17 protein-coding genes are annotated in these 19,688 nt (G+C 64.5%); 7 read left to right on the top strand and 10 right to left on the bottom strand.

The window, feature by feature from the left end:
* Window positions 1-6: 6 nt before the first annotated feature.
* The 3 genes from K414_RS0107085 to K414_RS0107075 form a co-directional block, all read right to left on the bottom strand.
* On the bottom strand, window positions 7-1,206 hold the full coding sequence (locus K414_RS0107085; protein WP_032369519.1) for a mandelate racemase/muconate lactonizing enzyme family protein: 1,200 nt from the start codon (window positions 1,204-1,206) through the stop codon (window positions 7-9).
* A 72-nt stretch (window positions 1,207-1,278) separates the two neighbouring features.
* Window positions 1,279-2,232: a 2-hydroxyacid dehydrogenase gene (locus K414_RS0107080; protein ID WP_027495320.1), complete on the bottom strand. Its 954-nt coding sequence runs from the start codon at window positions 2,230-2,232 to the stop codon at window positions 1,279-1,281.
* A 29-nt stretch (window positions 2,233-2,261) separates the two neighbouring features.
* Entirely contained in the window at window positions 2,262-3,608 is a 1,347-nt protein-coding gene (locus K414_RS0107075) for an enolase C-terminal domain-like protein (RefSeq protein WP_027495319.1), read from the bottom strand.
* Between the two features lie 288 nt (window positions 3,609-3,896).
* Between K414_RS0107075 and K414_RS0107070 the strand changes: the two genes are divergently transcribed.
* Genes K414_RS0107070 through K414_RS0107060 form a run of 3 tightly spaced genes read left to right on the top strand, consistent with a single transcriptional unit; the run spans window position 3,897 to window position 7,721 of the window.
* Window positions 3,897-5,495, top strand: coding sequence for an aldehyde dehydrogenase (NADP(+)) (locus K414_RS0107070; protein WP_027495318.1), 1,599 nt, complete (start codon window positions 3,897-3,899; stop codon window positions 5,493-5,495).
* A gap of 31 nt (window positions 5,496-5,526) precedes the next feature.
* Window positions 5,527-6,453 (top strand): 5-dehydro-4-deoxyglucarate dehydratase, encoded by a 927-nt coding sequence (locus K414_RS0107065; protein WP_027495317.1) that lies wholly within the window; start codon window positions 5,527-5,529, stop codon window positions 6,451-6,453.
* Window positions 6,450-7,721 (top strand): glucarate dehydratase family protein, encoded by a 1,272-nt coding sequence (locus K414_RS0107060; RefSeq protein ID WP_027495316.1) that lies wholly within the window; start codon window positions 6,450-6,452, stop codon window positions 7,719-7,721. Before K414_RS0107065 ends, K414_RS0107060 begins: the two co-directional genes overlap by 4 nt.
* 7 nt (window positions 7,722-7,728) lie before the next feature.
* Here the strand turns inward: K414_RS0107060 and K414_RS0107055 are convergent, their stop codons facing one another.
* From K414_RS0107055 to K414_RS26225, 3 genes are read right to left on the bottom strand one after another with little or no spacing between them, the layout of a single operon-like run.
* The gene (locus tag K414_RS0107055) at window positions 7,729-8,376 is read right to left on the bottom strand and encodes a TetR/AcrR family transcriptional regulator (protein ID WP_037218974.1); all 648 of its coding nucleotides are present in this window, start codon (window positions 8,374-8,376) and stop codon (window positions 7,729-7,731) included.
* Complete coding sequence (locus K414_RS0107050) at window positions 8,373-9,218, bottom strand: SDR family NAD(P)-dependent oxidoreductase (protein ID WP_027495314.1); 846 nt, start codon at window positions 9,216-9,218, stop codon at window positions 8,373-8,375. Before K414_RS0107050 ends, K414_RS0107055 begins: the two co-directional genes overlap by 4 nt.
* Window positions 9,215-10,753 (bottom strand): NAD(P)/FAD-dependent oxidoreductase, encoded by a 1,539-nt coding sequence (locus K414_RS26225; protein WP_237606148.1) that lies wholly within the window; start codon window positions 10,751-10,753, stop codon window positions 9,215-9,217. The genes K414_RS0107050 and K414_RS26225 overlap by 4 nt, the downstream gene beginning before the upstream one ends.
* Window positions 10,754-10,765: 12 nt before the next feature.
* On the opposite strand from K414_RS26225, the gene aroQ reads away from it, so the two are divergent.
* A complete protein-coding gene (aroQ, locus tag K414_RS0107040; RefSeq protein WP_051364978.1) occupies window positions 10,766-11,467 on the top strand; it encodes a gamma subclass chorismate mutase AroQ in 702 nt (233 codons plus the stop codon).
* Between the two features lie 161 nt (window positions 11,468-11,628).
* Entirely contained in the window at window positions 11,629-13,338 is a 1,710-nt protein-coding gene (locus tag K414_RS0107035; protein WP_045841016.1) for a ribonuclease J, read from the top strand.
* 25 nt (window positions 13,339-13,363) lie between these two features.
* On the opposite strand, the gene K414_RS0107030 is transcribed toward K414_RS0107035, so the two are convergent.
* Both K414_RS0107030 and K414_RS0107025 read right to left on the bottom strand, forming a co-directional pair.
* On the bottom strand, window positions 13,364-13,768 hold the full coding sequence (locus K414_RS0107030) for a MerR family transcriptional regulator (RefSeq protein WP_027495311.1): 405 nt from the start codon (window positions 13,766-13,768) through the stop codon (window positions 13,364-13,366).
* A 34-nt stretch (window positions 13,769-13,802) separates the two neighbouring features.
* A complete protein-coding gene (locus K414_RS0107025) occupies window positions 13,803-15,311 on the bottom strand; it encodes a SulP family inorganic anion transporter (RefSeq protein WP_027495310.1) in 1,509 nt (502 codons plus the stop codon).
* A 173-nt stretch (window positions 15,312-15,484) separates the two neighbouring features.
* On the opposite strand from K414_RS0107025, the gene K414_RS0107020 reads away from it, so the two are divergent.
* Complete coding sequence (locus K414_RS0107020; RefSeq protein WP_027495309.1) at window positions 15,485-16,378, top strand: LysR substrate-binding domain-containing protein; 894 nt, start codon at window positions 15,485-15,487, stop codon at window positions 16,376-16,378.
* A gap of 3 nt (window positions 16,379-16,381) precedes the next feature.
* Here the strand turns inward: K414_RS0107020 and K414_RS0107015 are convergent, their stop codons facing one another.
* Both K414_RS0107015 and K414_RS0107010 read right to left on the bottom strand, forming a co-directional pair.
* Window positions 16,382-16,777, bottom strand: coding sequence for a universal stress protein (locus tag K414_RS0107015; RefSeq protein WP_027495308.1), 396 nt, complete (start codon window positions 16,775-16,777; stop codon window positions 16,382-16,384).
* Window positions 16,774-17,766, bottom strand: coding sequence for a 2-hydroxyacid dehydrogenase (locus K414_RS0107010; RefSeq protein WP_236253906.1), 993 nt, complete (start codon window positions 17,764-17,766; stop codon window positions 16,774-16,776). The genes K414_RS0107015 and K414_RS0107010 overlap by 4 nt, the downstream gene beginning before the upstream one ends.
* 343 nt (window positions 17,767-18,109) lie before the next feature.
* Here K414_RS0107010 and K414_RS0107005 point away from each other — a divergent pair, with 343 nt between their 5' ends.
* Window positions 18,110-19,687 (top strand): ABC transporter substrate-binding protein, encoded by a 1,578-nt coding sequence (locus tag K414_RS0107005; RefSeq protein WP_037218968.1) that lies wholly within the window; start codon window positions 18,110-18,112, stop codon window positions 19,685-19,687.
* The last annotated feature ends 1 nt before the right edge of the window (window position 19,688 follow it).

The following is a 19,688-nucleotide window of genomic DNA, read 5'->3' as shown; positions in this document are numbered from 1 at the left end:
TCCACGTCAGCGCACCACTGCCTTCGCCACCGTCCAGGCCCGGCCCTGCTCGCTCAATGTGAATCCCAGCCCCGGGCGAGCGGACAGGTGCATCCGGCCGTCCCGCGTCTCGAGGTGCTCGTCGAACAATGGGTCCAACCAGTCGAAGTGCTCCACCCAGGTCTGCAGTGGGTACACCGCTGCGAGGTGCAGATGAATCTCCATCGCAAAGTGCGGGGCGAGCTGCACGTTGTGGTGTTCGGCCAGCCCGGCCAATTTCAGGAACTGGGTGATGCCGCCGATGCGGGGTGCGTCGGGCTGCAGGATGTCGACCGCGCCGGCCTCGAGGAGACGGACATGCTCGCCGACGCTGGCCAGCATCTCCCCCGTCGCAATGGAGGTGTCGAAATTCCTGGCCAGCATCGCATGCCCCTCGGCGTCGTAGGCATCGAGCGGTTCTTCGATCCAGACGAGGTCGAACTGCTCGAGGATGCGGCACATGCGGTTCGCCGTCGGACGATCCCACTGTTGATTCGCGTCGACCATCAGCGGGACGTCGTCACCGAGAAACTCGCGTACCGCGGTGACGCGGGAGATGTCGGTGCGCCAATCAGGTTGGCCCACCTTCAGTTTGATACCGCCGATTCCGTTCGCGAGCGACCCGGCCGCGTTGTCCATGACCTCCTCGATCGGAGTATGCAGAAATCCACCGGAGGTGTTGTACGTCTGCACCGAATCGCGGGACGCGCCGATCAGCTTCGCCAGCGGTAACCCGGCGCGCTTGGCTTTGAGATCCCACAGGGCAATATCGATCGCAGCGATGGCCTGTGTCGCAACGCCACTGCGGCCGACCGACGCTCCGGCCCACACCAACTTGGTCCAGACCTTGCCGATATCGTTCGGGTCCTCACCGATGAGCACCGGCGCGATCTCCTGGGCGTGCGCGAACTGGGCAGGCCCACCCGCCCGCTTCGAATAGCTGAAACCGATTCCCTCATGGCCCTGTTCGGTACGGATCTCGACGAACAGAAACACCACCTCGGTCATCGCCTTCTGTCGACCGGTGAGAACCTTGGCGTCGCTGATCGGATTGCGCAGCGGCAGCACGATCGAGGACAGCGTCACCTCGGAGATGCTGTCGACGGACGCGTCACCGGATGCGAGGGCCCGAATCGCCGCATCGGGCGCGGTGAGTCCGCTCGAGGGCTTGTCGATGTACGTTGTCATCTCACATCTCCTGTGTTTGCGAAGGGCGTTGCCTCACAGCCTAATTCGGGTTCCTTACGCGTCCAACACAATTCAGCGGGCCATCGATACGGCAAGTGCATTGATGTTCGACGCGATGTCGGCGACCCGGCCGACGAACGTGTGATGCGTGACGCCCGACGAGTGCGGCGTCATCAGCACGTTCTCCAGCTCGCGGAACGGCAGGGAACTGGGCTCACCACGCCCGTCCGGCCCCGGGTAGCTGTACCAGACATCGATGGCGGCGGCGGCAATCTCGTTGCGAGACAGAGCGTCGAACAGTGGTTGTTCCTGAATCAGCGGGCCTCGACCGACGTTGACGACTATCCCTCCGCTTCCCAGCCTGCGCAGTTCCTCGGCACCGATCATGCCGCGGGTGTGCTCGTTCAGCGGTGCGGAAACCACGAGTACATCGGCGAACTCGGCAAGCTTTCCCAAATCCTTTGCATCCGAAACCCATTCGAGCCCCTCGTCCGAAGCCCGACCGCTCCCGGTGACGGCAGCACCGGTTGCCCCGTATGCCCGAAAAAGCTGCCAGGTCTGCCGGCCGATATGTCCGAACCCGACGAACCCGATCCGCGCACCGCTCAGCGACAACGGCTGCGGGATGGTCGGGTCGTACACGGACGTGGCAAACAATCCCGAGCGGAGGGCGCGGTCTTGCTCCAGGAACTTTCGTCGCAACATCACCGTTGCCGCGACGACGTATTCGGCAATCGACTGCTCGTGGTGAAAGGTGTTGCACACCTGCACATCGGGCCGCATTCCGGATCGATCCACGTTGTCGGTACCGGCGCCGGCAACGTGAACCATCCGCAGCCTCGGGGCAGCCGCGCCCATGGCCGCACTGAACTTGCCGCCGACATAGACGTCGGCGTCGTGGAGATGGGCGATCACGTCCTGCTCGTCGAAGGGAACGCTCCACACCACCTCGGCGTTCGCCGGTAGACCCGCCTCGAACTGCTCGCGATGCGGCACGACGTTGCGGTCACCGACGACGATCTTCATCGACGCACCAGAACTTTTCGAACCAGAACTCATCGAACGAGGGCCGGGCGCTTGCTGTCGAATGTCCAGCCCTCGATCAGGTACTGCATGCCGATGGCGTCGTCTCGGGCACCCAGTCCTTCCTTCTGGTACAGCTCGTGCGCCGCATCGATCTGCTCGAAGTCGAGTTCGACACCCAGACCCGGCTTGTCGGGCACCGTGAGGTAGCCATCCTCGATCGTGAACGGCTCCTTGGTCACTCGCTGCCCGTCCTGCCAGATCCAGTGGGTGTCGATGGCGGTGATGTTCCCGGGAGCTGCAGCAGCGACGTGCGTGAACATCGCCAGGGAGACGTCGAAGTGGTTGTTGGAGTGCGATCCCCACGTCAAGCCCCACGCGTCGCAGAGCTGCGCGACGCGCACGGACCCGGCCATCGTCCAGAAGTGTGGATCGGCCAGCGGGATGTCCACGGCACCGGACCGGACGGTGTGGCCCATCTCGCGCCAGTCCGTCGCGATCATGTTGGTCGCGGTCTGTAACCCGGTGGCCCGCTTGAACTCCGTCATCACCTCGCGGCCCGAGAAACCACCCTCGGGGCCGACGGGATCCTCGGCGTACGCCAGCACGTCACGCAGCCCTCGGCAGGTCTCGATCGCATCCTTCAGCAACCAGCCGCCGTTGGGATCCAACGTGATTCGCGCCTCGGGAAAGCGCTCGGCCAGAGCACGAACAGCGGCGGCCTCCTCGGCTGCCGGCAGTGCACCACCCTTGAGCTTGAAATCTTGGAAGCCGTAGCGTGCCTGCGCAGCCTCGGCGAGGCGCACGATCGACTCCGGATCCATCGCCTCCTCGTGCCTGATCCGCAGCCAGTCGTCGGCTCCGGCCGCCTCGTCGGCGCTGCTCCGGTATGCGAGATCGGTCTTGTTGCGATCGGCGACGAAGAACAGGTAGCCCAGCGCCTGCACCTTCTCGCGCTGCTGTCCTTCGCCCAGCAACGCCGCGACGCTGACGCCGAGATGCTGACCGAGCAGATCCAACAACGCCGATTCCACTGCCGTTACCGCATGAATGGCGATCCGCAGATCGAACGTCTGCGCGCCGCGGCCACCGGCATCACGATCTGCGAACGCGCGACGCATGGCGGCCAGCACCGCGTTGTACCGGCCGATGTTCTGCCCCTCGACCAGCACGCGCGCGTCTTCGAGCGTCTGCCGAATCGGCTCCCCGCCCGGCACTTCGCCGACGCCGGTGCGCCCGTCCGAGTCGGTGAGCACCACCAGATTGCGGGTGAAATACGGCGCGTGCGCGCCGCTGAGGTTCAGCAACATGTCGTCGTGACCGGCAATGGGAATGACACGCATTTCGGCGACGACGGGGGTGCTGGTGTGGACGACCATGCCCGACCTTTCTCGCATACCTCTGGTGATTCGGCTCACAGACGACAGTAGGGCCAGCTATCGATTCCCGTCCAACACCATCTGCGCATCGACTGATGCAGTCGAGGTATCGAGGATCGGCATCCACGCTCGAGTAGACGGTCAGCCAGGCGATACCGAGACTGCATCAAACACAACATTTTTAGACTTGGACATGTATCGATCCAGCTCCTACCGTGGTGAGTTATGAGCCAGGTCACGGCCTCGGCGTCACTGCACGTACCGCACCACAGCCTTAGGAGTCACCCCATGACAGCGTCGACGACACAGTCCACCGACCTCACCGGTCGGATGATCATCGCCGGCGTTCCGGTTTTCGGTGCCGGGACGCAGATTCACGGAATCGATCCCGGTACCGGAGAGAATCTCGAACCCGCTTACGGCCACGGCGACGACTCGGATGTCGAGCGGGCCTGTGCCGCAGCGGCCGACGCCTTCGCCGACTACCGCGCTACCTCGTCGGACACTCGCGCACGGTTTCTCGAGACCATCGCCGACAACATCGCGGCCCTGGGCGACACGCTCATCGAGCGTACGGTCGCCGAGTCCGGTCTGCCGCTGGCACGCATCACCGGCGAGGTCGGCCGCACCACCGGTCAACTCCGTCTGTTCGCTTCGGTTCTGCGCGAGGGCAGTTGGAACGGAGCCCGCATCGATCCGGCCCAGCCCGAGCGCAGCCCGCTGCCGCGGGCGGACATCCGCCAGCGCAAGATCCCCCTCGGGCCGGTTGCCGTGTTCGGTGCCAGCAACTTCCCCCTCGCCTTCTCCGTCGCAGGCGGCGACACCGCGTCCGCCCTCGCTGCCGGCTGCCCGGTGATCGTCAAGGCACACGACGCCCATCCAGGAACGTCCGAGCTGGTCGCCCGCGCCATCACCGACGCGGTTGTCTCCACCGGAATGCCCTCCGGCACATTCTCGTTGCTCTTCGGCTCCGGTCGCGGACTCGGCACCGCTCTGGTGACCGACCCTCGCATCAAGGCCGTCGGATTCACCGGATCGCGTTCGGGTGGAACAGCTCTCGTCGCCGCGGCGGCGGGTCGCCGTGAGCCCATCCCGGTGTACGCCGAGATGAGTTCCATCAATCCGGTGTTCGTCATGGACGGTGCACTCGCCACCCGTGGAGCCGAATTGGGCCGCGCGTTCGTCGCATCGCTGACGATGGGCTCGGGTCAGTTCTGCACCAACCCCGGTCTTGTCATCGCCGTCGACGGGCCCGGACTGCGGTCCTTCACCGAGGCAGCGACGACAGCGGTACAGGAATCCGCCCCCACCACGATGCTGACCCCGAACATCGCGTCGAGTTACGCGGACGGCGTCGCCACGCTGTCCGACGCGGTCACCGAGATCGCCCGAGGCACCGACACCGACGCCCCGAATGCCTGCCGCGCAGCGCTGTTCGACACCGATGCGGACACGTTCCTCACCTCGGAGGCAGCGCAGGCCGAGGTGTTCGGCGCGTCGAGCCTCGTCGTGCGCTGTGCAGATGCTCAGCAGGTTCGGCGGGTGGCGTCACAGCTCGAAGGTCAGCTCACCGCCACCATTCATGCCGACGAATCCGATCATTCCGAGGCCGGAAAGCTGCTCTCGGTGCTCGAACTCAAGGCCGGCCGGATCCTGTTCGACGGATGGCCCACCGGAGTCGAGGTCGGCCATGCCATGGTGCACGGCGGGCCGTTCCCCGCGACCTCGGACTCCCGCACCACGTCGGTCGGATCGCTCGCGATCGAACGCTTCCTGCGCCCGGTCGCGTACCAGGACGTACCGAAATCGTTGTTGCCCAACGCCATAGCGGACGGAAATCCGGACGGCATCTTCCGCCGCATCGACGGCCAGCTCACCCAAGACTGACACACCCCACCTAGTTCTCGAGGAGACCCCCATGCTCGACGGAGTTCTGTTCTTCCCCGTCACCCCGTTCACCGCATCCGGTGAGGTCGATTACGACCTCCTGGCCGCTCACATCACGAAGGGTGTCGACGCGGGACCCGGTGGAGTGTTCATTGCCTGCGGCACCGGCGAATTCCACGCCCTCGAACTCGAGGAGTTCGGCAAGATCGTCCGTACCGCAGTCGACAGCGTCGCAGGCCGCGTTCCTGTCTACGCCGGTGCAGGCGGATCCGTCGCGCAGGCAAAGGCATTCGCACACGCTGCGAAGGCCAACGGAGCCGACGGCATCCTGTTGCTGCCGCCGTACCTGGTGACGATGCCGCAAGCCGGTCTCGTCAACTACACCAAGGCCGTTGCCGCCGCATCGGATCTGCCGCTGATCGTCTACAACCGCGGCAACGCTCGCTTCACCGAGGAGTCCGCCGTCGAGGTTGCGCAGCTTCCCACCGTCGTCGGATTCAAGGATGGCACCGGCGATCTCGACCAGGTCGGCCGCATCGTCCGCGCGGTACTGGACGCTCTGGAGCCGTCGGGCAAGCCCTTCCAGTTCTTCAACGGACTACCGACCGCCGAGGTCTCCCAGCAGGCGTACCGAGCGATCGGTGTCACGCTGTACTCCTCCGCGACATTCGCGTTCGCACCCGAACTGGCACTGGCGTTCTACCGCTCTCTCGACAGCAGAAACGAAAAGCTCACTGCCGCACTGCTCCGCGAGTTCTTCCACCCGCTCGTGCGCTTGCGCGACAAGGTTCCCGGCTACGCCGTCTCCCTCATCAAGGCCGGCGTGACGATGGAGGGCATCGAAGCAGGGCCGGTTCGCCCACCCCTGGTGGACATCAGCGCACCGCACCTCGAGGAACTCACCGCAATCGTTGCCGCCGGCCGGGCCGTGCTGGCAGACGAGCTCGCGGTGCACTGATGCAAGAACCGGTACTGATCACCGGCGCTCGAATCACACCGATCGCCTTCGTCGATCCTCCGTTGCTCAACACCATCGGCGTGCATCAGCCGTATGCGCTCCGCGCGATCATTCAGCTGGACACCGACGCCGGTGTCGTCGGACTCGGTGAAACGTACGCCGACACTGCTCATTTGGCTCGACTGGAAGCGGCCTCCACCGCCATCTCCGGTCTGGACGTGTTCGCGCTGAACGAGATCCGAGATGCCATCGATGCCGCCCTGGGAACCGTGTCGATCACCGGCGGCGACGGCGTCGCAGGCATGATCACCACGGCCAGCACCACCGATCGGGTGTTCTCCCCGTTCGAGATCGCGTGCCTGGACGTGCAGGGCAAGATCCTGGGTCGACCGGTGTCCGACCTGCTCGGCGGCAAGGTTCGGGACTCCGTTCCGTTCAGTGCGTATCTGTTCTACAAGTGGGCAGCTCATCCCGGCCAGGAGCCCGACGAATGGGGCGAGGCGATCGATCCGGACGGATTGGTTCGTCAGGCCCGAAAGATAATCGACGAGTACGGCTTCGGGGCAATCAAGGTCAAGGGCGGCGTCTTTGCGCCCGACGAGGAGATCGCCGGAATCAAGGCGCTCCGGCAGGCGTTCCCGGAGCTGCCGTTGCGGTTGGATCCCAACGCCGCCTGGACTGTCGACACATCCATCCGGGTAGCCGCCGAACTCGACGGCATCGTCGAATATCTCGAAGATCCCACACCCGGGCTCGACGGGATGGCCGAGGTTGCGCGCGAAGCCAAGATGCCGCTGGCGACGAACATGTGTGTCGTTGCCTTCGATCACCTGAAGCCTGCCGTGGCGAAGGATTCGGTGCAGGTGGTGTTGTCCGACCACCATTACTGGGGCGGACTCCAGCGATCGAGGTTGCTCGCCGGAATCTGCGAGACGTTCGAGATGGGACTGTCGATGCACTCGAACAGCCACCTCGGAATCAGTCTGGCCGCCATGGTTCATCTCGCAGCGGCGACACCGAACTTGACCTATGCCTGCGACACGCATTGGCCCTGGAAGAACGAGGATGTCGTCGTGCCGGGGGTGTTGAACTTCGTCGACGGCGCAGTGGCCGTTCCCACCGGACCCGGTCTGGGCATCGAGATCGACGAGGACGCGCTCGCGGCACTGCATCAGCAGTACCTCGACTGCGGAATTCGTGACCGCGACGACACCGGATACATGCAGAGCATCGATCCGAGCTTCGACAACACCTGCCCGCGCTGGTGATCGAACTCTACGTCTGCAGCGGCGCGACGATATTGGCGAGCATGGTCGCGATCGTGGCGACGACGATGCGTCGTTCTGCGGCGTAGCCGCTCTGGTACCAGGTCATGGCGGTGTGGCTGATGGCGCCGATGGCAGCGGTGGCGAGCAGGTCGACATCCAGATCGAGGCCCGACGGCACATCACCGGCCAACGTGCGGAGGTAGCCGAGCAGCAGGGTGCCGAATTGCTGCATCACCGTCAGATACGTCTGCTCCACGCGAGGGCTGACGCCGAGCACCTCCATCCACACCACGCGGGCCAGGTGCGGGTCCTCGACGACTCGGAAGAACGGTTCGAGCAACTGCTCGGTGACGGCCCTCAGGTCAGCGTCCCGATCCACCTGCACGATCGCGTCGGACACCGAGTTCATCAGGTGTGCAATGCATTCGGCATAGACGGCGAGCAGAAGATCCTCGGTCTTGTCGAAATACTGATAGAAGTGCCGATCGGCGATCTTGGCCTCGCGACACAGTCCACGGACGGTCGCGGCGCGGTACCCGACGCTGCCGAACACCCGCAGTCCCGCGTCCAGCAGCTGCCGCCGCCTGCGATCGTCGCGGTCGGCCGCACTCTCACCGCCGTAGGCGCGGCCGGCCGCTTCGGACACTGTGCTCATGACCACCGGGCATCCAGTTCGGCAGTCAGACGGATCAATTCGGCATCCCGCTCCATCGCGGCGTCCATGATCGGGTTGACGATGCCGCGCAATATCGAGATCGGAATCCAGCGACCGGGCACGGCGATGCGCGCCGCCCGGCGTCCGATACCTCGTACGGCCACGCGGGCCAGCTTGTCCGGTGTGATCGGGCGGAGCAGTGGCGAGGGAAAGGCGCGGGCAGTCATCGCCGTCGCGACGGTGTCACCGCCGAACGCAACGTCGGCGATCGGCGTCGCCACCCACCCCGGATACAGCACTCCCGCTGTCGCTTTCGTGCCCGCGAGTTCCGCACGCAGAGCGCGACCGAGTTGTTCCACCGCCGCCTTCGAAGCCGCGTACGGCGCATTCGCCAGACCGTTGAGATAGGCGTACGTCGAGGAGGTGAGCAGCACGTAGCCCCCGGACTCGACGATGTGCGGCAGCGCCGCTCGCACCGTGTTCCACACACCGACGAGATTGACCCCGATGACTCTCTCGAAAACACCATCGTCGACGGAACGGATCGTCGATGCCTGTGCACCGCTGGAGATTCCGGCGTTGGCCATCACGATGTCGAGCGAGCCGAAGGTGTCGATCGCGGTGGCAACCGCCGCGTCGAGTTGCTCTCGCACGGTGACGTCGGCATAGGCGATTGCCACGCGTTGGTTGCCCAGCTTCGCTGCTACCGACTCGAGATCGGTCGACGCCATGTCGACCAGGACGATCGAGGCACCGCGCCGATGCAGTGCTGCCGCCACAGCAGAGCCGATACCGCCTGCCGCACCGGTGATCAGCGCTACCTGGCCCGAATGATTCTTCATGCCGATACCTCGTCCTTCGTCGTCACGTCGGTGGACGACCGATGGATGTGATGGGCTTCCGGCCGAAAACGCTTGGCCCACCGTCGGAACGTGAAGCTGAAGCCGGGGAACATTGCGACAACATGCCCGGATTTCGACTGGTACCAGCTGTGGCAGCCGCCGTCCTTCCAGACGGTGCCGTCCATCTCGCGGTGAATCGTGTCGGTGTACTCCTGCTCGGCGGCGGCAGTGACCTCGATGGCGGTTGCACCCGCGCGCTGAACTGCGTCGACGGCTCGAACGATGTACTCCATCTGCGCCTCGATGAGGAAGATGGCGGAGGTGTGCCCGATTCCGGTGTTCGGCCCGGTGACCACGAACAGGTTGGGGAAACCGGGAATCGTGGTGCCGAGGTAAGCGCGGGGGTAGGGATCCCAGACCTCGGACAGCGCCCGGCCGTCCCGCCCGATCACCGGATACGAGATGACCCCGTCGGTCGCGTCGTATCCGGTCGACCACACCAGCAGGTCGACGTCGACGTGTTCCCCCGAGGTGGTCACGATCCCGGTTTCGGTGATCTCGGCGATACCGTCGTTCTTGTCGTGCAGGGTCACGTTCGCTTCTCCCAGTGCGGGATACAGCGTGTTGGACAGCAGCACCCGCTTGCACCCGATGGTGTAGTCGGGGGTGACTTTCGCCCGAAGCTGGGAGTCCGGAACCTGAGACTCGATGTGCTTCAGAGCAGTCCGCTGGGCCACGGCTTTCAGCATCCGCCGCGAGTACTTGAATCCGATGATGCGGGTCTCGAGGCTCCAGTAGATGCCGGCTCGCACCAGCCGTCGAATGGGCTCGAATCGCAGCAACTTTCGTTGCAGCGGCGTGAATTCGCGATCGTGACGCGGCATCACCCAGTGCGGCGTGCGTTGGAAGACGTGCAACGCTTCGACGTCGGGCTGGATCGCGGGGATCACCTGTGCGGCGCTGGCACCGCTACCGACGATGGCTACCCGTTTTCCGGCGTGATCGTAGGAGGTGTCCCAGTCGTTGGTGTGGAACTGCTTGCCGCGGAACTTCTCTCGGCCCGAGAACGGAGGGATCACTGGGGTGCTGAGCGGCCCGGACGCATTGACGACGAACTTCGCCGCGTAATCACCGCGCGACGTGGTGATCAGCCAGTGATCGCCGACCCACTGGATCTTCTGAACGTCGGTGTCGGCATGTGTGCGTTGCGGCAGCCCGTTGGACTCGAGCACGTGCTGGGTGTAGCGCTCCAGTTCCTCCCGCTCGGCGAACATGCGCGACCACTCGAACGGCTCGGAGGCAATGGAGTACAGGGGACTCTGCACGTCGACTGCCGCGCCCGGGTAGCGATTCTGCTTCCAGGTTCCACCGAGAAAGGGCCTTCGCTCGAGAATGACGAGGTCGTCGATACCGCGGTCGAGCAGGGCTTTGGCGGCGCATTGACCTCCGAAGCCGCTACCGATGATCACCACCGTGTAAATACGCATATCGACGAACCCCTCCAGCACAAGACGCAATCCGATGTTGCGTGTCATCACATTAAAGTGATGACGTGTGATTCCGCAATGGCGGTTCCCTTGTTGTTCACCGTCGTCGGGCACTATCGGCGTCGAACCGTCGAACGAAAGGTGCGTGAGATGTCTCCTGAGGTGTCCTTACCGGCAAACGCGTTGCGGCTGCGTCGCATCGCCAGAATTGCCGTGATCTCAGCGGTCGTACCGCTGGTCCTGTTACCGACGGCGGCGACGAGCGCGGCCGAGACGCCTGCCGAGAATCTGCAATCTCTGACCGACGTTCTTGCAGACCGTCTGGCCACCGCAGACAGCGTGGCCGCGGTGAAGTGGAAGACAGGCGGCCCCGTCAGCGATCCCGAGCGCGAGGCCCAGGTGATCGATGCGGCGCAGAACGCTGCCATCGGGCTCGGACTTGCACCAGAACGCGCAGGGACTGTGGTTCGCGACCAGATCGAGGTGGGCAAGGCGATCCAATCGCTCCGCCTGGCCCAGTGGCACGCCGATCCGGCCGGCGCTCCCGATGCGCCCGCGGACCTCGCGCCGATCCGGGAACGCATCACCGCACTCACTTCTGCGGTGGTCACCCAGCTTGCCTCGAACGCGCAAGCCCTTCGATCACCGACGTGCTACACGGACCTCGTCCAAGCGGTCGTTGCCACGAACACCGCCCACGACAGCGACATCGTGCACGCTGCAGCCTTGGTTGCTGCATCGCGTTCACTCTGCACCCCCTGACGACACGAGTGTCGGCCGCGAGATCGACGTGGACGACGAGCTGTCCCATGGCTCGAGGACGGCCATGACACGGTCGGCATTCCACCCTCGACGGCGAGCAATGCGTGGATCTTCGGACCGGGGTCGAAGCCAGGTCGGCAGTCCCCCGTAGCGTTGAGGTCATGTCTAGATCACCACGCCAACGCAGATCCCCCGCCGCACCTCGAAAGCGATCCTCCTCAGCGCTGTCGGCAGGGCACCTTCGCGTGATCGCGACGGGCGGTCTCGGCGAGATCGGCCGGAACATGACCGTCTTCGAATTCGACGGAAAGCTGCTCATCGTCGACTGCGGCGTGCTGTTTCCCGAGGAGCATCAGCCCGGCGTCGACGTCATCCTCCCCGACTGGAGTTGCATCCGGGATCGCCTCGACGACGTCGTCGCCATCGTTCTGACGCACGGACACGAGGACCACATCGGCGGCGTCCCGTATCTGCTGCGCGAGCGTGGCGACATTCCCGTCATCTCGTCGCGGCTGACGCTGCATTTCCTGGCTGCCAAGTTCGAGGAGTTCAAGGTCTCGACGACGCTGATCGAGGTCGAGGCGGGGCAAACCCGGCAGGAAGGCCCGTTCGAGCTCGAGTTCATCGCCGTCAACCACTCGATTCCCGACGGTCTGGCCATCGCCATTCGTACCGACGCCGGGCTGGTGCTGCACACCGGTGACTTCAAGATGGACCAGTTCCCGCTGGACGGTCGGATCACCGACCTCCGGAGCTTCGCACGCCTCGGCGAGGAGGGGCTCGATCTACTCCTCGTCGACTCCACCAACGCCGAAGTGCCCGGGTTCATGGTCTCCGAACGCGACCTGGTCCCGGCCATCGAGAAGGTGTTCCGCGAAACTACGGGACGCGTGATCGTGTCGAGCTTCGCCAGTCACGTGCACCGCATTCAACAGGTACTCGACGCCGCACACGCGCAGGGCCGCAAGGTGGCGTTCGTCGGCCGATCGATGGTGCGCAACATGAAGATCGCGACCGACCTGAGCTACCTCGACGTTCCCGACGGCCTCGTCGTGGACCTCCCGAAGCTCAATCGGCTTCCGGCCAACAAGATCACGCTGATCTGCACCGGCTCCCAGGGCGAGCCCCTCGCGGCGCTGTCGCGGATGGCGTCGGGCGAGCATCAGATCAAGGTCGGCGACGGCGACACCGTGCTGATGGCGAGCAGCCTGATCCCCGGCAACGAGAACGCGATCTACCGCGTCATCAACGGCCTCGTCGACAAGGGTGCACGCGTGGTGCACAAGGGAAATGCAAAGGTGCACGTCTCCGGTCACGCCAGCGCCGGCGAGCTCGTCTACTGCTACAACATCCTCGAACCCGCCAATGTGCTTCCCGTACACGGTGAATCGCGGCACCTGCGTGCCAATGCCGATCTCGCAATCAGGACCGGTGTTCCTCGCGATCGCGTGATCATCGCCGAGAACGGAAGCGTCATCGACCTGTACGACGGCGTCGCGCAGATCACCGGCTCCGTCCCCATCGAACTGATCTACGTCGACGGCAGTGCCGTCGGTGGCGTGACGGAGGATTCACTGGCCGAGCGTCGCCTCCTCGCGAACGAGGGCGTGCTGACCGTCATCGCCATCGTCGATCCCGACACCGGGCTGCTGGTCGACGACGTCGACTTCATCGGACGCGGATTCGCCCACGAGGCAAACGCTTTCGACTCGTTGGCCAAGGCGATCGGCAAGACCCTCACACGCGAGAGCGACGTCAAGGTTGCCTCCCGCGAAAACATCGAGAAGCGCATCGTGCAGGAATCGGCCCGCTGGGCCAAGCAGACCCTGGGCCGCCAGCCCCTCATCGTCCCGGTGGTCGTGGACGGCTAGAACTGGGCGGTCAGATTTGGGCCGGTCAGATCTGGGCCGCTGCGCCGCGAGTCGACAGCACCTCGGTCAGCTCCTCGGCGTAGGCGAGCTGCCGCCGCAACGTGCGGCAGCTTTCCTCGGCCTTGGTGTGACACTCACGAACGAAGGCCGCGGCCGACGACCTCGCGTCGTCGGCCGCGTTCTCGTCGCCGAGAATGTCGAGGGATTCGAGTAGCTGTTTCATTTCGGCCAACGTGAAGTCGAGTGGCTTCATCCGGCGAATCACGAGCAGGCGTTCGACGTCGGACTCGGTGTAGAGCCGGAAGCCGCCGACGGTCCGAGCAGAGGGCGTGACCAGACCGACATCGTCGTAGTGACGAACCGTGCGAATCGACAGCTCGGTTCGCTGAGCTACCTGCCCGATCTGCATGTGTACGCCGTCGTCTGTCATGTGCCGCCTCTCTTCGCCCGACCAACCACCCTAGTCAGTGCTCGGCACCCAGGTTTCCACTGAGACGATCGTGCCGCTCGGTCGACGGCGCGTTCAGGCCCACGATCTCCACCGTCTTGCCCTTGGCTGCGTACTTGGTGGTGATGGCGTCCAGGGTCGCAACGGTCGACGCGTCCCAGATGTGCGACTCGGACATGTCGATGACGACGTTCTTCGGATCTCCGACGTAGTCGAACTGGTAGATCAGATCGTTGCTCGACGCGAAGAACAACTCGCCCTTGACGGCGTAGACGCGGGTGTCGTCGTCGGGATGTGCGACGTCGACAACCTCGGTCAGGTGTGCAACCCGCCTGGCGAACAAGACCATAGCGGTGATCACTCCGACCACGACGCCGTACGCGAGGTTGTGGGTGACCACGGTGACAGCGACGGTGGCCACCATGACGAGAGTTTCGCTCTTGGGCATGCGCCGCAACGTCTTCGGGTGAATGCTGTGCCAGTCGAAGGTGCCGACCGACACCATGATCATCACGGCGACCAATGCGGCCATCGGAATGAGCGCGACGATGTCGCCGAGACCGACCACCAGGATCAGCAGGAAGGTGCCGGCGAGGAACGTGGAGATACGGGTGCGGGCACCGGAGACCTTCACGTTGATCATGGTCTGGCCGATCATCGCGCAGCCGCCCATACCGCCGGTGAATCCGGTGACCAGATTCGCCACGCCCTGGCCCCAGCCCTCACGAGTCTTGTTGGAGTGCGAGTCGGTGATGTCGTCGACGAGCTTGGCCGTCATCAGTGATTCGAGCAGACCGACCAGGGCAATGGCCAGAGCGAACGGCGCGATGATCGACAGGGTGTCGAACGTGAACGGCACGTCCGGGATCAGGAACGACGGCAGCGAGGACGGCAGTTCACCCTCGTCGCCCACGTCCGGGACGGCCAGCGCGAAGACGAGCGTGACGGCGGTGAGAATCACGATGGCGATCAGAGGTGCCGGCACGACAGTGGTGAGCTTCGGCAGGAAGAACATGATGAGCAGTCCGACGGCGACCATCGGGTAGACCAACCACGGCACCCCGATCAGGTACGGCACCTGTGAGGTGAAGATCAGGATCGCCAACGCATTGACGAATCCGACCATGACACTGCGCGGGATGAATCGCATCAACTTGGCGACACCGAGGACGCTCAACACGATCTGCAGCACTCCGCCGAGGATAACCGCGGCAATGAGGTAGTCGAGGCCGTACTCGCGAGCCAAGGGGGCGACCACCAGGGCGATCGCTCCGGTGGCCGCGGAGATCATCGCCGGTCGACCCCCGACGATGGAGATGGTGACGGCCATCGTGAACGACGCGAACAGGCCGACGCGCGGATCGACACCGGCGATGATCGAGAACGAAATGGCTTCCGGGATCAACGCCAGCGCCACCACCAGTCCGGCAAGAACCTCGGTCTTCAGTCGCCTCGGTGAGCGCAACGCACCCAGCACCGAGACGTCTTCGACGGCGGTGCCGGGCACCTGGGCAGCTCGAGACACGACGACTCCGTTCGATGGTTACGAGGGACGACAACCGGGATGGGCGTCCACTCCGCGAGCAACTCTACTCTTACCGGAGGGAAGGTTACCAATCATCGAAGCGCGGACGACGTGCGCTAGATTTATACGAAAAGGCACGCCGGAACTCCCAGCGCGATGCAAGGAATGAATCGATGTTCTCGCTCAACAGGCTGTCCTGCTTCATCGCCGTCGCCGAGGAATTGCACTTCGGCCGCGCCGCCGAACGTCTGCACATGACGCAGCCGCCGCTCAGCAGGCAGATCCAACAACTCGAGAGCGAAGTCGGCGTGCAGCTCATCGACCGCACGAGCCGGTCGGTGACCCTGACGGCCGCGGGATTGGCCTTCCTACCCGAGGCCCGACGCATCCTCGACCTCGCCGAGGGCGCACTGCTGACGGTGCGACGCGTTCCTACCGGAGACCTGGGGACTGTGATCGTGGGATTCACCGGGGCATCGGCGCATGCGGTGCTCCCGCAGCTGCTCGACGCCGCGCGCGAGAAGCTACCGGACGTGAAAATCGTTCTACGCGAGATGGTCTCGGCGGTACAGATGGAGTCCTTGGCCATCGGCGATCTGGATCTCGGGTTGGCCAGACCCCCGCTCAAGCGACCGGGCATCGCGTCCCGGCCGGTGCTGCACGAGTCGTTGATAGCGGCGATGCCCGAAGAACACCCACTGGCCGCGAAGGACGAGCTGTCGGTAGAGGACTTCGACGAGCAGCCGATCATCATGTACTCGCCCGTCGACGCGCGGTACTTCCACGAACTGCTGATCAGCACCTTCACCATCGTCGGGGTCTCACCGCGCTACGTGCAGTACGTGACCCAGGTACACACGATGCTGGTGCTCGTTCGCTCGGGAATCGGACTGGCCCTGGTACCCGAGTCGGCGTCGACCATGCGGCCGGAAGGCGTTGTGTTCCGGCCGGTTCGGACCGTAAAGGAACGCCCCGTCGAACTCGACGCTGCATGGCGCGTGGACAACGACAACCCGGCACTGCACCGCTTCATGACCGACGTGCTGCCGACGCGCGAGTGGGCGTGACGACTACCGCGGCGTCCCCACCGGCGGCTTGACGGCCGTCACCGGGCAATGTGCTTCGAGCAGTACGCGCTGAGAGATGCTGCCCATGAACAACTTTCCGACGGGCGATCGACGTCGGATGCCGATGACGACCAGCTGAGCCTGCTCGTCGAACGACAGGTCGATCAGGTTGTCGGCGTGCGAGCGGCCGGCCTCGTTGTCGTGAATTTTCGTCGTGACACCGACCGCCGACGCCTCCTCGCGAGCCGATTCGACGGTGGCAGCGAAGTCGGCGTCTGCCGCGCTGTTGTCCTCGGCGACGATGAGCAGATCCGTTCCGCGCATCTGGGCCTCGCGAAATGCGAAGGGCAACGCGCCTTTTCCTTCGGTGGTCGGCGAGTAGCCGACGACGACGGTCACTTCGTCACCGGCGTGACGAGGGAGCCGTCGGCCAGGAATCGATCGAGGTTCTCCAGTGTCAGTGCTTCCATGGCGGCGCGAGTCTCCACCGTTGCGCTGCCCACGTGCGGCAACAGCACCACGTTGTCCATCGCGAGCAGAGAGTCGGGCACGTTCGGTTCGTGGGCGAACACGTCCAGACCCGCACCGGCGAGCTGCCCCGAGGCGAGCAGTTCGATCAGCGCCTCCTCGTCGACGACGCTTCCGCGCGCCACGTTGATCAGATAGCCCTGCGGCCCCAGCGCTTCGAGCACCGCGCGATCGACCAGATGGGCCGTTCCCGAGCCGCCCGAGGCGGCGACGATCAGTACGTCGACGCTCTCGGCGAGCGCTACAGGATTGGCCGCGTACGCATACGGTGAACCGTCGATCTCGTTGCGGTTGTGGTACGAGATGGGGCATCGGAATGCGGTGAGCCGGTCCGCGATTGCAGATCCGATCCGGCCGAGCCCGATGATCCCGACTCGTTTGCCGGTGACCTGGCGGGTCAGCGGAGTGTTGCCCTCGGCCGGCCAGCGGCCGGCCCGTACGAATCGCTCCGCGGACGAGAGCCCACGCACGGTGTCGATCACCAGGCCGACAGCGAGATCCGCGACGCAGTCGGTGAGCACATCCGGGGTGTTGCTGACCCCGATGCCACGCTCGGTGGCCGCGTCGACGTCGGTGGTGTCGTATCCGACTCCGAAGTTCACGACAGCTCCGAGCTGCGGCAACCGCTCCATCAGCGCTGCGTCGACGCCGGTTCGGCCGGAGGTGACGACGGCGGTGATCGACGGGCCGTGTTCGGCCAGGAACTGCTCACGCTCGTCCCCGTCGGGCAAGGTCAGCGCGTCGTAGTCGGCAACCAGAGTGTCCATCAGGGACGGCTTCAGCGGCCCGACTCGGAGCACGCGGCCCCCCTGACGTGAATCTTGTTGCAACACAGACTTTTCCTGTTGACCGGTGGTCACCGTTGTTCTCCTCGCGATGTGGTGGAGCGTGCGCGTTTCCTGTACGGTATGCCGCTTCCCGGATACCTGTCCAACACGCAAATAACATGGACCGATACCCAAACGGCATGAACATGACCCTCAGCATGCAGGTATACCTAACCCGCTTGGACGTTCGACCTGCTCAGAGGCGCTGAACTGCGAGCAGCTGCACTGATTCAGCACAATTGTGACGTGGATAACGGGCCGAAACGTCGCTTTCGTCCGGTTGACGGTGGAGATCACCCACTCCTACCGTGTGTCTACCGTCACAGATCCGAATGCGGCTCGATGACGCGTATCCCTTTTCCCACTGGAGGCCACCATGAGCCCTGCACTCTCCGTGCAGCAGGGACGGACCCATCGCGTCGCCGCTATTGCTGTTGGCGCACTAGCACTTTCATTGATCGCAAGCGGCTGCACCGTCGCGAACTCGAGCAACGGAGCCGCAGCCCGCGCAGACACCTTGCGCATCGTTCTACCTCAGGAACCGCCCACCCTCGAAGCCTGCGACGTATCGCTGACGTCGGTCGGAGTGGTCACGCGCTCGAACATCACCGAGCCGCTGATGGAGCGCAATCCGAGTACCGGTGATCTCGAACCGAAGTTGGCGGATTCGTGGGAGCAGACCTCGGACACCGAGTGGACGTTCGCCATTCACCCCGGCGTGACGTTCAGCGACGGCAGCCCCTTCGAAGCCGAGGATGCAGCGTTCTCCATCGACCGCACCGTCAACTCCGAACTGGGATGCAACGTCGAGGGATACGTCTTCGGCGACGCCGACCTGGTGGTGAAAGCCGTCGACCCGTTGACGCTGACGGTGCAGTCACCCGAGCCCGATCCCATTCTGCCGCTGCGGCTCTCGTTCGTGGAAATGGTTCCGCGCACTTCGAGCTACACCGAGCGGGTACGCGAACCGATCGGCACCGGCCCGTTCGCGATCGAGCGGTGGGACTACGGCCAGAAGCTCTCCCTGGTACGCAACGAGACCTACTGGGGCCCGAAGCCCGAATACGCCAGGGCCGAATACCAATGGCGCAGTGAAGGCAGTGTCCGCGCGTCGATGGTGACCAACGGCGAGGCCGAGATCGCCACGTCGGTCGGACCGGAGGACGGTGCAGGCGACCTCGGCGTGGCCTATCCCAACAACGAGACCACGGCACTGCGCATGCAGGCCGCGCAACCGCCACTGGACGACATGCGGGTTCGGCAGGCGATCAACTACGCCATCAATCGCGACGGCATCGTCAAGGCGTTGTTCCGCGGACTCGGTTCACCTGCAGCACAGCTCATTTCCGAGGGCGTCGTGGGATACAACGAAGACCTGACTCCCTGGCCCTACGACATGGACGAGGCCAGGACGTTGATCGAGCAGGCCCGTGCCGACGGGGTTCCGGTGGACACCGAGATCCGTCTCATCGGACGCACCGGTCAGTTCCCGAAGATCAACGAAACGGTGGAGGTCATTCAGAACTCGCTGTCCAAGATCGGCATGAATGTCAAGATCGAAATGATGGACGCCGCAGGAACTGCCGAGTACCAGGAGCGGCCGTTCCCGGACGTCGGTCCGTACCTGCTGGTCATCCAGCACGGCAACCAGGCCGGCGACTCCGCCTTCACGGTCGATCAGTACTTCACCAGTGACGGGTTCCAGAGTGCCTACGGCACAGCGGACTTCGACAAGGAGATCGCCGCTGCCGGCGCTCTCACCGGAGAAGACAGGCAGGCCGCGTACGCCCAGGTGTTCGCCGACGAACCGAAGGACATCATGCAGATGGCCTACATCGCGCACATGAACGGGGTGCTCGCCAAGGCCGCCTCCGTGGACTACACCCCGGACTCGGCCACGGTCGACGAAATGCATCTGGCCGCGATGACCCGCGCCGAGACCGAGAGGCCCTGAC

The sequence above is a fragment of the Rhodococcus sp. JG-3 genome, assembly GCF_000482405.1.
Lineage (GTDB): Bacteria > Actinomycetota > Actinomycetes > Mycobacteriales > Mycobacteriaceae > Rhodococcoides > Rhodococcoides fascians.
Note: the sequence above shows the minus strand (reverse complement) of the source record. Positions and strands in the feature narration are given on the sequence as shown.